Source organism: Tardiphaga sp. 813_E8_N1_3 (genome assembly GCF_051811025.1).
Classification (GTDB): domain Bacteria; phylum Pseudomonadota; class Alphaproteobacteria; order Rhizobiales; family Xanthobacteraceae; genus Tardiphaga.
In genome coordinates this window covers 2,397,128-2,410,392 of sequence record NZ_JBPWQE010000001.1, presented here as the reverse complement: position 1 = coordinate 2,410,392, position 13,265 = coordinate 2,397,128, and the positions used below count along the sequence as shown (strand labels likewise).

Here is a 13,265-nt window from a genome sequence, read left to right as displayed (position 1 = left end):
ATCAGAAGCACATATTGGTGACGACGTTGCCGCGCTTGTCCTTGACCACATAGGGACACTTGATGCGTTCCAACGCCTTCTTCGCATCTTCATCGCCAAGGGCTGCGGCCTTCTCATAATAGGCCTTCGCGGCATCCTTATCCGACGCGCCACCACGGCCGCTTTGCGCGAACGCGCCCATGCGCTCCAGTGCGCCCGCATGGTTCTGTGCTGCCGCCTTCTCGAACAGGCCGCGTGCCGCAACATCGTCTTTCGCGCCGCCGATACCTTCCGACAGCATCATGCCGAGCTGATACTGAGCCTCGGCATTGGTCTCTGCAGATTTCGCCAGCAATTGCCGCGCGCGCATCGGGTCAGAACCCGCGCCTGCGCCGCCCGACAGCGCTGCAAGATTGCTGACACCGCGCGGATTGCCGGCTTCGGCCGCGCGCTCGAACAGTTTTCGCGCTTGCGCCTCGTCGCGCACAACGCCCGTGCCGTTGCCATAGGCGACGCCGAGCTCAACCATGGCCGAGGTGCTGCCCTTGTCCACCGCCTTGCGCCACGCTGCGAGCGACTCCGCAACCTGCGCATTTGCTGCATAGGCACGCCCAAGCTGGAACATTGCACGCCGCGCCCCGCCAGACGCGGTTCGGCAGAATTTGATGGCGGTGGCGATATCGGCTTTCGCGATATCGGCCACACCCTTCACATCCGCCGGCTTGTCGGGATCGGCGGGATCGGCCGCGAGCCGATCGCACAGGACCAGATCGGCAGACTGGGCCTGCACACCCGACGGCACGGACAACACAGCCAATCCTGCGGCAATGCCGAGCAAACAGGTCAGAGCCGTCGCGCCGATACGCTGTGTCATGGGTCTTGTCGCCATCTGTGTCATTCGCCGGCAACATTAGGGACAGGCGCGCACCCCATCAAGCAGCGCGCCTGCCTGGAACTCACACAGCCTTGCGGATCAGCTTCAGCACGGCCTGCAGCCGCAGGCTCCGCTTGCCTGCCAGCGCCGTGGCTTCCAGCTCGGCGCCGGTTTCGTCGCAAGTGCCGGAAAAGCCGATACCGATTTCATAGCCGCCGAAGACCGGGTTCTCGCCTTTTGCCGGCGTGTGCTCCTGATTAAGCATCTCGCCCTTCCAGCGCCCGTCCGCGGAGGAATAGGCGCCGAGATAATAGAAGAACGCGTCGCCGCCGAGGATGCGGCCGTCATGGAGCAGCATCACGCCGTTGAGCCCGCCATCTATGCCGTCGAGTGTGCGCAGATGGATCGAATACAGCCCGTTGGCGATGCCACCCGCACCGATCGGTCCGGCCGGAGGCATCTCGCCGTCATCGATCGTCGTCATGACCGACTCGAATTTCGCGCCCGGCATCTGCGGTGACGCCCCCTGAAAACGATAGGTGTCGCCATAGGGCCGGCCGGTGACGCTGATGGTAGCCACATCCTGGCCAAGCAGCGAGGGATAGTTGGGATCGTTCATGTGGCGGCGGCTCTCAATCTCGGCCACCACCTCGTCACCCCGGAGCTCATAACTGCCGATATGGGCAAAAGCGGAATTGCCGCCGAGCATGCTGCCATGCTCGACAAACATCACGCTGCGGCCGACCGCCTCATCAACCCGGTATTCGCATTTGTAGAAACCCGTCCGCAACCCGTCATTCCCCTGCAGCGCCTTTCGCATTGTAGCGGAAGATGTGCAGTGGAGGAAAGCGCACCCGGCCAATTGGGTGCGATTCCAACAGTCTTGGACGCAGGTTGCGCAATTCCTCGCCCTGGAATGGGTCGAAACGGCGCATCCGTGGACCAGCAGCCCTCGTCAGGCGTCTCCTTACCCGTCCCGGGCGTTACGAATGCGACGTGGCATGCGGGCGCGATTCTGCTTCATGCGATCCTGGTGCCAGCGGCGCAGCCTGATCGACCGTCGCTTCGCCATGCTGGGTCAGCGGACGGTTGCCTACCATGGCACGCAGCAGCACATAGAACATCGGCGTGAAGAAGATGCCGAAGGCCGTGACGCCGATCATGCCGGCGAACACCGCGACACCCATGGCATGACGCATCTCCGAGCCTGCGCCAGTGGACGTCACCAGCGGCACGACGCCCATGATGAAGGCCAGCGACGTCATCAGGATCGGCCGCAACCGCAGACGGCTGGCCTCGATCGCGGCCTGGATCGGCGTCCGCCCGGCAAATTCCAACTCGCGGGCAAACTCCACGATCAGAATGGCGTTCTTCGCCGACAGACCCACCAGGACGATCAAACCAATCTGGGTGAAGACGTTGTTGTCACCCTTGGTCAACCAGACGCCGAACATCGCCGCCAGCAAGCCCATCGGCACGATCATGATGATCGACAATGGCAGCGTCAGGCTTTCGTATTGCGCGGCAAGCACCAGGAACACCAGCAGCATCGCCACCGGGAACACGATCAGCGACGAATTGCCGGCGATGATTTCCTGATAGGTCAGTTCGGTCCATTCGAAGTCGATGCCCTTGGGCAGCGTCTCCTTGGCTACACGCGCCACGGCGTCCTGCGCTTGGCCGGTGGAATAGCCGGGCGCCGCGCCGCCATTGATATCGGCCGACAGGAAACCGTTGTAGCGCATGGCGCGCTCCGGCCCTGCACTTTCCTTGACGCGCAGCAGCGTCGAGAGCGGGATCATCTCGTTGCTGTCGGAGCGAACTTTCAACTGGCCAATATCATCGGCCCGCGCCCGGAACTTGGCGTCAGCCTGGACGCGCACCGAATAGGTACGACCGAATTTGTTGAAGTCGTTCACATAGAGCGAGCCGAGATAGATCTGCATCGTGTCGAACACCGAGGTGACGGGCACGTTGAGCTGTCGCGCCTTGGTGCGATCGACATCCGCATAGAGCTGCGGCACGTTGATCTGATAGCTCGAGAACAGGCCGGCCAATTCCTTCTGCTGCATTGCCTTGCCGATGAAAGCCTTGGTGGCGTCGTTCAGCGCCTCATAGCCGAGACCTGCGCGATCCTCGATCTGCAGCTTGAAGCCGCCGATCGTACCAAGACCCGACACTGGCGGTGGCGGAAACATGGCAATGAAGGCATCCTGAATGCCGGCAAACTTCTTGTTCAGCGACAGCGCAATGGCATTTCCGCTCAGGCTCGGATCCTTGCGTTTGTCAAACGCATCCAGGCCGATGAAGACGATGCCGGAGTTGGACGAATTGGTGAAGCCGTTGATCGACAGGCCCGGAAACTGGATCGAATTCTCGACGCCGGGCTCCTTCTGCGCAATCTCGCCCATGCGACGGATCACCTCTTCGGTACGATCCAGCGTGGCGCCGTCGGGGAGCTGGGCAAAGCCGACCAGATACTGCTTGTCCTGACCGGGTACGAAACCGCCCGGGACGGCGTGGAACAGATACCCGGTGACACCAATCAGCAGAACGTAGATTCCCATCACTGCCGCGCGGCGCGAGACGACGCGCTTCACGCCGCCGCTATAGGCGTCGGAGCTTCTGGCAAAGAAGCGGTTGAAGCGCACAAAAAACCAGCCGAGCGTCTTGTCCATGAAGCGTGTCAACGCATCCTTCGGCGCGTCATGGCCCTTCAGGAGCAGCGCAGCTAACGCCGGCGAAAGCGTCAGCGAATTGAAGGCCGAAATCACCGTCGAGATCGCCACCGTCAGCGCGAATTGCTTGTAGAACTGCCCGGTCAGTCCGGTGATGAAGGCCAGCGGCACGAACACGGCGACCAGCACCAGCGCGATCGCAATGATCGGGCCGGTCACTTCGCGCATGGCCTGATAGGCCGCGCTCTTCGGATCGAGCCCGCGTTCGATATTGCGCTCGACATTCTCCACCACGACGATGGCGTCATCCACCACGATGCCGATCGCCAGCACGAGACCAAACAACGTCAGCGCATTCACCGAAAAGCCGAACACATGCATCACGGCGAAAGTACCGACGACCGACACCGGCACCGCGATCAGGGGAATGATCGAGGCGCGCCATGTCTGCAGGAACAGGATGACGACAAGCACCACCAGTGCGATGGCTTCAAGCAGCGTATGGATCACCGCCTCGATCGAGGCGCGAACGAATTGCGTGGGGTCGTAGACGATGTCGTAGGTGACACCGTCCGGCATGTTCTCCTTCAGCTCCTTCATGGTCTTGCGGACATTGTCGGAGATCTGGATCGCATTGGAGCCCGGCGACTGGAAGATCGGCACTGCCACTGCAGACTTGTTGTTCAGCAGCGAACGCAATGCATAGTCTGCGGCGCCGAGCTCGATGCGCGCGATGTCGCGCAACCGCACCACTTCGCCGTTGTCGCCGTTCTTGACGATGATCTCGCCAAACTCTTCCTCACTCTGCAAGCGCCCCTGCGCGTTGATGGAGAGCTGCAGATCCAGGCCGGGCTCATTGGGCGAACCGCCCACCTGCCCCGCTGCTGCCTGCACGTTCTGCGCACGGATTTCGCGCACGACATCGCCCGGCGACAGACCGCGCTCGGCGACCTTCTGCGGATCGAGCCAGACACGCATAGAGTAGTCGCCCGAGCCGAACAGCTGCACCTGACCGACGCCTTCGATGCGCGCGAGGCGATCCTTGACGTTGAGCACGGCGTAATTGCGCAGATAGGTCATGTCATAGCGGTCGTTCGGCGACAGCAAATGCACGACCATGGTCAGGTCAGGCGCGCTCTTGATTGTGGTCACACCAAGCGCACGGACTTCCGCAGGGAGACGCGGCTCGGCCTGCGAAACGCGATTCTGCACCAGCTGCTGCGCCTTGTCGGGATCGGTGCCGAGGCGGAAGGTGACGTTAAGAGTCATCCTGCCGTCGGTGGTCGCCTGGCTGCTCATATAGAGCATGTTCTCGACGCCGTTGATCTGCTCTTCGATAGGCGTCGAGACCGTTTCCGCAATCACCTTTGGATTGGCGCCGGGATAATTCGCTGTCACCACCACGGTCGGCGGCGCAACTTCCGGATATTCGGAGATCGGCAGCACCGGCATCGATAACAGGCCGGCGAGAAAAATCACCGTCGACAACACGCCTGCAAAGATCGGGCGATCAATAAAGAATTTTGAAAAGTTCATGGCGCTATTCCGTGATGATCCGGACCTGCAGGGTGCAACGGCCCTGCGCGGCCGATCGCTCGACCTCGATGACGTGCTGTATATTGGGAAGTACGCCCTGCCCGCCTGCGGACAGGGCGGTCGTTATCAGTTCTGCGCGACGGCCTTGACCGAAGCGAGAGACGCGGCGTTCATCGCCACCATCTCCGGCTTGATGGTCACACCCGGCCGCACGCGCTGCAGTCCATTCACGACGATCCGTTCACCGGCTTTCAGGCCGTTGAGGATCACGCGCATGCCATCGACCGAGGGCCCCAGGATCACTTCGCGATATTGCGCCTTGTCCTTGGCATCGACCACCATAACGAACTTCTTGTTCTGGTCGGTGCCGACTGCCCGCTCGCTGATCAGCAGCGTCTGCTCGGCCTTCGGCTGACCCATGGTGAGCCGCGCGAACTGGCCGGGCATCAGGCGACCGTCGGCATTGTCGAACATGGCGCGCACCCGCACCGTGCCGCTACGCGGATCGACCTGGTTGTCGACGAACTGCATGTGGCCCTTCACCGGTGCGCTGTCGGTGATGGTGGTCATGTGAACCGGGATGCGGTCGATATCGCCCGGCGTCTTCTCGTCAGCCAGCGTCTTCAACGCGCGCGACACCAACTGTTCGTCGGCATTGAAGCTCGCATAGATGGGATTGACCGAGACCAGCGTCGTTAGTAGCGGCGCGGTCGGGCCGGCCGAAATCAGGTTGCCGACGGTGATCTCCACCTTGCCGACACGGCCCGAGACCGGCGCGCGCACTTCGGTGTAGCCGAGATTGAGTTCGGCGGTCTTGAGCGCGGCTTCTGCAGCCTTGAGGTTGGCTTCGGCCTCACGATACGCATTGATACGATTGTCGAGATCGCGCTGGGTAATGCTGGAGCTGGTCAGTTGCTGACCGCGGTCGAAATCGGCCTTGGTAAGGATCAAGCGGGCCCGCGACGCGGACACCTGCCCCTGAGCGCGGTCGACATCGGCGGCATAGAGCGCCGGATCGATCAGCACCAGAAGGTCGTCCTTCTTCACCAGCGCGCCTTCGCGAAAGTGGATCTCCTGAACCGCGCCTGCGACGCGGGATCTGATTTCCACCCGCTCGATGGCCTCAAGGCGGCCCGAAAACTCATCCGACGCCGCCGTGGCCTTGGCTTCGACCAGCGCAACCGAAGCCTGAACGGCGGCGGGAACAACCGCGCCGGACTCGGCTTGAGCTGCCACGCTGGACAGATTCATCAGCGCCGCACCGCCGCCAACGGCGACCGCCACCAACGCGATTCCAGCGCCAAAAGCGATCTTGCGAGGGAGATTATGTGCCATTATGAACCCCATTTAATCTGCGTGGGCCTTGTAAAGCCCTGTCATTTCAGTAGCTAAGCGGTACATTGGCGCCTGCCGGGTTCCCGCCGGGCATTTCGCTGCAACGCACACATTCGTAACGTCCGGTATAGATGGACTATCGACATCCACTGTCAAGAGACTTATCTACTGAACGGTAGAAAACTTTGGAGAGCCCGTCGTGGCACTGGGACGTCCTCGTGAATTCGATACCGACACGGCCCTCGACCTCGCGCTGCATGTGTTCTGGCGCAAGGGTTACGAAGGCGCGTCGATGGCCGACCTCACCGAAGCCATGGGCATTACCAAGCCCAGTCTCTATGCGGCGTTTGGCAACAAGGAAGATCTGTTCCGCAAGGCGCTCGATCGCTACGTCGATGGCCCCGGCGGCTATTTCCGGATTGGCCTGGACAAGCCCACGGCCCGCGAAGCGGTCGAGCATATCCTGTACGAATCGATCGAGGCGGTGACCGATCCCAAGAATCCCGGCTGCCTCGCGGTGCAGGGCGCGCTCTGCTGCGGTGATGCCGCGGAGACAATCAAACAGGAACTGATGGCGCGCCGGTCGAAGAGCGAGGACGATCTGCGCCTTCGCTTCACACGTGCCATCGCCGAAGGCGATCTGCCAGCCGATGCGGATGCCGGCGATCTCGCGCGCTACGTGTCGGCTATCCTGCAGGGCATGGCCGTGCAAGCCGCAGGCGGGGCACCGCGCGCGCAATTGCGAAAACTCGCCGACATGGCCATGCGCAGCTGGCCTCCGGTCTGAGCCGTCCGCCTGCATTCGCGCTGAGATCGTACGGTCAGCGTGCACAGCTTCCGCTGCTCGCCGCGCTCGTCGCCACGGCCGGGCTCGGGCTCACGCTGAGCAGTTTCATTGACCGCCGGATCTTGCCGGCGCAGATCAGTCCGGCAGAATAGAGCATGATCCCGAAAAGTGGATGCCGCTTTTCGGATAAGATCATGCTCCGGTAGAGACAAACGCCGCGACCGCATCAGCGCCTTCTCGCATATTCAAGGAATCGATTTTGGCACTCAGGCGCGACAGTTTCGCCTTCACCGCCTTTCTGGGCACATTGACCGCACTGCCACCGCTGTCGATCGACATGGGATTGCCGGGCCTTCCCGCGATCGAGGCAAGCTTCGCCGATGCCGCAGGACGCGGGCCGCTGACGCTCAGCCTGTTTCTGGCGGGCTTTGCGATCTCACCTCTGATCTGCGGTCCGCTCGCGGATCGCTTTGGCCGTCGCGCAACCTTGCTGGACGGGCTGCTGCTGTTCTCGATCGCGGCCGGCGCCTGCGCGCTCGCGCCATCCTTCACCGTGCTGCTTGCCTTTCGGTTGCTACAGGGCCTGGCTGCAGGCGCCTGCGCCATCCTGCCCTTCGCCATCGTGCGCGACCTGTTCGAACACGGCACCGCGCGCCATAAACTGTCGCAGATCGCCGCCGTGCTCGGCATCGCGCCGATGATCGCGCCGGTACTGGGCGGCTGGGTGATGACCGTCAGCGACTGGCGAACAATCTATGCGGTGCAGGCCGCCGTCGGCCTCATCCTGCTGATCGTCGGCGCCATCAGTCTCGAGGAATCGCAGCCGGTCGAGAAACGCCGCTCGCTCAATCCCGCGCAATTGATCGAGAGCTATCGCATGGTGCTGTCCGATCGCATCTTCGCCGGCTTCTCCCTGCTCTACGCGTTCGCCTTTGCCTGCATGTTCGCCTTCATCTCCGGCGCACCGTCCGTGTTGATCGGCAGCCTCGGCCTCTCCACCACGATGTTTGCGCTGCTGTTCGGGCTGACCTCCTGCGGCGTGCTGGTTGCCTCGCTGATCAGCGGGAGCCTGAGCCGCCGCCATGTGGCCTCACGCAAGATCATCATGGCCGGTCTGCTGACGATGATCGCAAGCGCCGTTGCAGCGGTCGCTCTGGTGCCTGCAGGCGCCGTCACGACGCTGTCGCTGATGCCGCTGATGGCGCTCACGATCTTTTCCTTCGGCCTGCTCGCACCGAGCACCAATCACGAAGCCTTGCAGAACCTGCCGCATGTGGCAGGCGCGGCAGCCGGCGTGATGCGCTGTATGCAGATGGTCATGGGCGCCTTCGCCAGCGCCATGATCGCGGTGTTCGAACCGTTCGGGCATCCGGCGCTGGTGATGACCGGCCTGATGGCCGGCATGGCGCTCGCCGCCGGCGCGATCTATCTGTGGCTATTACCCAGGGCCAATTCCGGGCAGGATCATCGCGCGTAACAGGAGTTCCCCATGAACGGAAAGATCGTCGTCATCACCGGAGCGTCGGGTGCGCTGGGTCAGGTCGTGCTCGAACGCGCCGTTGCGAGCGGTGCAACGGTGGCCGCGATAGACCATTCCGCCAAGACGCCAGCGTCTACGCCGGATCGTTTGCAGATCGGCGGCGTCGACCTCTCCGATGCCGCACAAGCCGACACCGCTATCGCTGCAGTGATCAAACAATTCGGCAAGATCGATGTGCTGATCAACATCGCCGGTGCGTTCACTTTCGAGAATATTGCTGACGGCAACAACAAGAGCTGGGAGATGATGCACCGGCTCAACCTGCTCACCGCCCTCAACGCATCCCGCGCGGCGATCCCATATCTGACGTCGTCGAAAGCCGGACGGATCATCAATATCGGTGCGATGGGCGCACTACAGGCTGGCTCCGGCACGGGCCCTTATGCGGCCTCCAAGGCTGGCGTGCACCGGCTGACGGAGTCGCTCGCCGCCGAGCTGAAGGGAAAAATCACGGTCAATGCCGTGCTGCCCTCGACCATCGATACGCCGGCGAACCGACGCGACATGTCCGATGCGGATTTTTCGAAATGGGTCACGCCGGACGAACTCGCCAGCGTGATCCTGTTCCTCGCCAGCGATGCCGCCAGCGCCGTCACTGGCGCATTATTGCCGGTGAGCGGACGGGTGTAGACGTCGCCATGGCCGGGCTTGTCCCGGTCATCCACGCCTTTCTGTGGGGCAAAGACGTGGATGCCCGGCACGAAGGCCGGGCATGACGAGTTCTAATTGCGACCGAATGTGCCGATGGTCTGAAAACTAGACGGACGTTACGCCCAGTTCTTTTTCTTCTTCCCGAAAGCCGGCTTGGCAGCGGGCGAAGCACCGTCACGCTTCGCCTTGGCGACATAAGGCGCCTTTTCCGCGCGCGGCTTGTCAAACTTCTTTTCGAATTTCGGCTTGCCTTCGTAGCGCGTGTCTTCACTGCGTGGCTTGCTGTAAGCCGGCTTGTCGGCGCGCACCGGATCGTACTTCGGCTTGCCGTCAAACTTGGGCTTGCCCTCATATTTCGGCTTGTCGTCAAAACGCGGTTTACCCTCATACCGGGGCTTGTCACCCTGATAAGGTTTGTCGCTCTTCGGCTTGTCCTTCCAGGATTTCTCCTTATAGGCACCTTTGTCTTTGAAGTCCGGACGATCGCCATCGGATTTGAAGCTGGGCTTGCGCGGGCGCTTGTTGGAATAGTCACGATCTTCCGGCGCCGTGCGGCTCGATGCGACCGCGCCTTCCGGACCGTTGGCCAGCGGCTCGATGTGGATATTGTCTTCCTTGTCCGGGCGCTTGATCATGGTCGCGAACTTCTCGGCCGCGGCTGCCGAAATCTCGAATTCCGAATTACCGTCATAGATCTTGATTGCGCCGATGTCGGCCTTCTCGATGCCGCCACGACGGCAGATCATCGGCAGCAGCCAACGCGCTTCGGCATTCTTCTGCCGGCCAATGGCGACACGGAACCACTTGGCGCCCTCGCCCATCGGTTCGCTCTTCTTCGGCGTCTTGCGGACCGGCGCACCGTCTTCGCCACGGTTCCGGCTTCCCGCGCGATCCTCACGGCCACGATACGTGCCGGGATCCTGCACATCTTCCGGCGACGGCAGACGCGAACGATACAGCCGCGCCAGTGCTGATGCGATTTCTTCTGCGGAGCGCTCGGCAAGCATCGCGCGCGCCAGCGTCAGATCGTCCTCGGTGGATTCTTCAGTGAACAGTGTGTCCTGCAGCATGCGCTGCTGATCGAGCACACGAATTTCCTCGACGGTCGGCGCGGAGCCCCAGACTGCATCGGTGCCGGCAAGATTCAGAAGCATCTCGGCGCGGCGACGGCGCGACGGCGGCACCAGAAGAACGCTGACGCCCTTGCGGCCGGCACGACCGGTACGGCCCGAGCGATGCTGCATCACCTCGGGATCGTTTGGCAAATCGGAGTGAATGACGAGACCGAGATTGGGAAGGTCGATACCGCGCGCAGCAACGTCGGTGGCGACGCAAACACGTGCGCGACCATCGCGCAGTGCCTGCAGCGCATGGGTCCGCTCGTTCTGGGATAGTTCGCCGGAGAGTGCGACGACCGAGAAGCCGCGCTCAAGCAGCACGGTCTGCAGATGATTCACCGCGTTGCGCGTGTTGCAGAACACGATGCTGCTTGGCGATTCAAAATAGCGGAGCACGTTGACGACGGCGTGTTCGACATCGTTCGGCGAAATCCGGATCGCGCGATATTCGATATCGGAGTGGCCGCCTTCGGTGCCAGCGACTTCGACGCGGAACGCCTGCTGCTGATACTGCTTGGCCAGATTGGCGATGCCGCGCGGCAGCGTTGCCGAGAACAGCAGCGTGCGGCGGGTCGCCGGCGTGGTCTTGAGGATGAACTCCATGTCCTCGCGAAAGCCCATGTCGAGCATCTCGTCCGCTTCATCGAGCACCACAGCCTTGAGTTCGGAAATGTCGAGACGGTTACGACGCAAATGATCGCACAGACGTCCGGGCGTACCGACAACGATGTGCGCGCCGGCAGCCAACTCGCGCTGTTCCTTGCGCGGGTCCATACCGCCGACGCAGGAGACGACGCGCGCGCCGGCATATTGATAGAGCCAGGTCAGTTCGCCGTGCACCTGCAGCGCAAGCTCACGCGTCGGCGCCACGATCAGCGCCAGCGGCGATCCCGCCTTCGGCAGCTTCTCTGCGCCTTCCAGCAGATTGTCGGCGATCGCCAGACCATAGGCGACGGTCTTGCCGGAGCCGGTCTGTGCGGACACCAGAAGATCGCGGCCAACAGCATCGTCAGCGAGGACGGCGGCCTGGACGGGGGTGGATTCATTGTAGTTGCGCTCAGCCAACGCGCGGGCGAGCGACGGACCAGTCGAGAGAAATGTCACGGATATATACCTTGGTTACAGCGGACCGCGTCGCGGTCGGACTCATCAGGATCCTTGGGATCAATAGCTTGGACCAAACGGAAACGAATCTGCCGCCCTTCAGTTGGCGGTCACGTCGGGTCCAGGAGTCCGGTGCGTATCGGGATCGACGGAGCTTTACGCTGCTTCGCAGCAAAACGCCAATCATTGCTGCCATGTGCCGGCGAAATCGGGCGAATTGAGGTTAACCCTCACAGAATTGCGCCAGCACCGGTATTTTGTCGCTCATATTTCGCTGCGAGGCTTGGTGGTATCCTCTTCGGTCTTTGGCCCCTCCTGCTTGAACGGCACCAGGAGCCACAGCGTCAGGAAGGTGAACAGCGAGATGACGACCGCCACGTCATAGGCCCCGAGGCCAACGGCTGCGCCGGTGGCGCCGGTCGCCCACAGACTGGCTGCCGTGGCGGTCCCGCGCACCGAGCCGTTGTCCTTCAAAATGGCGCCGCCGCCGATAAATCCCATGCCGGTCATCAGGCCTTCGATGATGCGCGCTGTGCCTTCGGGGTGACCGTTCAGAAACCCCTCGGTGGCCTGAACGATGCCGCAAGTGGCGAGCGCGACCAGCGGGAACGTCCGCAGTCCCGCGCTGCGCTCGGCACGCTCACGATTCCAGCCAATCGGCAGCGCCAGAACATAGGCGATCGACATGGCGATCAGATGCGGCAACAGACGAAAGCTGTCCGACATTTCAAGAAGGGTCGTCACCGCGGGTCTCCGATCGCACAAGGATAAGGCGCCTCGGGTGTCGCCGCGGGCCAACCCGGATAAACTCCGCCGGTGAGTCGCAGTTGCAGCGACGCATCGTCTCATGCCTTGGACTGCGCTTTGGAAACCTCGCTCTACCTGCCAGTGAAACGCTTCCTCGAAGGCCTTGGCTTTACTGTCAAAGGCGAAATTGGCGGCTGCGATCTCGTGGCATTGAATGGCGACGATCCGCCCATCGTCGTGATCGGCGAGCTCAAGCTCAGCTTCAATCTCGAATTGATCCTGCAGGCTGTTGATCGCGCGGGCGCCTGCGATGAAGTCTGGGTTGCGGCCAAGCTTTCGATCAAGGGCAAGGGCCGTGAAAGCGATGCGCGCTACCGCAACCTCTGCCGCAGGCTTGGTTTCGGCATGCTGGGAATCACCGATGCCGGCGGCGTCGAGGTTCTGGTCGCACCCGCCACTGTCGCGCCACGACGCAATCCGAAGAAGCGCTCACGCCTCATCACCGAACACAAGAAGCGCCAGGGCGATCCTGCCCTTGGCGGCAGCACGCGCGCGCCGATCATGACTGCCTATCGTCAGCAGGCGCTCGCTTGCGCTGCGATGCTCGTCGTCGGTCCGCGCAAGGTGCGTGAGCTCACGCCGGATTATCCGGATGCGCAGAAGATCCTGCATCGCAATGTCTATGGCTGGTTCGAAAGTCCGGCGCGCGGCACCTACGCGCTCACCGATGCCGGACACGCGGCGCTCAAACGCTGGCCGCAGCCTCAGCGGGATACCGCCCCTCCGTCTGCTTTGTCATAAAGCTAATGACCGAATTCGTTCTCGTTTTCCGGGAACAAGTTTGCATGGCTGCTTTGCCGCGGTAATTCCATATTGCAATGCAACAACCGCTCCCTTAGGTATCGCAAATCAACAC

10 protein-coding genes are annotated in these 13,265 nt (G+C 62.2%); 4 read left to right on the top strand and 6 right to left on the bottom strand.

Annotated features, from left to right (window positions below):
• Nucleotide 1: 1 nt before the first annotated feature.
• The 4 genes from AB8A33_RS11490 to AB8A33_RS11475 all read right to left on the bottom strand — a co-directional run bounded on the left by AB8A33_RS11490 (nucleotide 2) and on the right by AB8A33_RS11475 (nucleotide 6,402).
• On the bottom strand, nucleotides 2-853 hold the full coding sequence (locus tag AB8A33_RS11490) for a tetratricopeptide repeat protein (protein ID WP_439092846.1): 852 nt from the start codon (nucleotides 851-853) through the stop codon (nucleotides 2-4).
• An 82-nt stretch (nucleotides 854-935) separates the two neighbouring features.
• On the bottom strand, nucleotides 936-1,643 hold the full coding sequence (locus AB8A33_RS11485; RefSeq protein ID WP_439092845.1) for a GrlR family regulatory protein: 708 nt from the start codon (nucleotides 1,641-1,643) through the stop codon (nucleotides 936-938).
• Nucleotides 1,644-1,836: 193 nt separating this feature from the next.
• Entirely contained in the window at nucleotides 1,837-5,067 is a 3,231-nt protein-coding gene (locus AB8A33_RS11480) for an efflux RND transporter permease subunit (protein ID WP_439092844.1), read from the bottom strand.
• A 126-nt stretch (nucleotides 5,068-5,193) separates the two neighbouring features.
• A complete protein-coding gene (locus AB8A33_RS11475) occupies nucleotides 5,194-6,402 on the bottom strand; it encodes an efflux RND transporter periplasmic adaptor subunit (protein WP_439092843.1) in 1,209 nt (402 codons plus the stop codon).
• Nucleotides 6,403-6,601: 199 nt separating this feature from the next.
• On the opposite strand from AB8A33_RS11475, the gene AB8A33_RS11470 reads away from it, so the two are divergent.
• From AB8A33_RS11470 to fabG, 3 genes are all read left to right on the top strand, one after another.
• Entirely contained in the window at nucleotides 6,602-7,189 is a 588-nt protein-coding gene (locus tag AB8A33_RS11470) for a TetR/AcrR family transcriptional regulator (RefSeq protein WP_439092841.1), read from the top strand.
• Nucleotides 7,190-7,448: 259 nt separating this feature from the next.
• Nucleotides 7,449-8,666 (top strand): multidrug effflux MFS transporter, encoded by a 1,218-nt coding sequence (locus tag AB8A33_RS11465; protein ID WP_439092839.1) that lies wholly within the window; start codon nucleotides 7,449-7,451, stop codon nucleotides 8,664-8,666.
• A 12-nt stretch (nucleotides 8,667-8,678) separates the two neighbouring features.
• Nucleotides 8,679-9,359 carry a 3-oxoacyl-ACP reductase FabG gene (gene fabG, locus AB8A33_RS11460; RefSeq protein WP_439092838.1) on the top strand — a complete coding sequence of 227 codons (681 nt, stop codon included), beginning with the start codon at nucleotides 8,679-8,681 and terminating at the stop codon, nucleotides 9,357-9,359.
• A gap of 137 nt (nucleotides 9,360-9,496) precedes the next feature.
• On the opposite strand, the gene AB8A33_RS11455 is transcribed toward fabG, so the two are convergent.
• Nucleotides 9,497-11,602, bottom strand: a complete 2,106-nt coding sequence (locus tag AB8A33_RS11455) for a DEAD/DEAH box helicase (RefSeq protein WP_439092837.1) — start codon at nucleotides 11,600-11,602, stop codon at nucleotides 9,497-9,499.
• Between the two features lie 264 nt (nucleotides 11,603-11,866).
• Nucleotides 11,867-12,346 (bottom strand): MgtC/SapB family protein, encoded by a 480-nt coding sequence (locus AB8A33_RS11450; protein WP_439092836.1) that lies wholly within the window; start codon nucleotides 12,344-12,346, stop codon nucleotides 11,867-11,869.
• A 120-nt stretch (nucleotides 12,347-12,466) separates the two neighbouring features.
• On the opposite strand from AB8A33_RS11450, the gene AB8A33_RS11445 reads away from it, so the two are divergent.
• A complete protein-coding gene (locus AB8A33_RS11445) occupies nucleotides 12,467-13,150 on the top strand; it encodes a DUF2161 domain-containing phosphodiesterase (RefSeq protein WP_439092835.1) in 684 nt (227 codons plus the stop codon).
• Nucleotides 13,151-13,265 lie beyond the last annotated feature (115 nt).

What these genes read in the sequence shown, in the direction of transcription:
- AB8A33_RS11490 (WP_439092846.1), bottom strand. Translation starts at nt 853, where the DNA reads ATGACACAGCGTATCGGCGCGACGGCTCTGACCTGTTTGCTCGGCATT.
- AB8A33_RS11480 (WP_439092844.1), bottom strand. Translation starts at nt 5,067, where the DNA reads ATGAACTTTTCAAAATTCTTTATTGATCGCCCGATCTTTGCAGGCGTG.
- AB8A33_RS11475 (WP_439092843.1), bottom strand. Translation starts at nt 6,402, where the DNA reads ATGGCACATAATCTCCCTCGCAAGATCGCTTTTGGCGCTGGAATCGCG.
- fabG (WP_439092838.1), top strand. Translation starts at nt 8,679, where the DNA reads ATGAACGGAAAGATCGTCGTCATCACCGGAGCGTCGGGTGCGCTGGGT.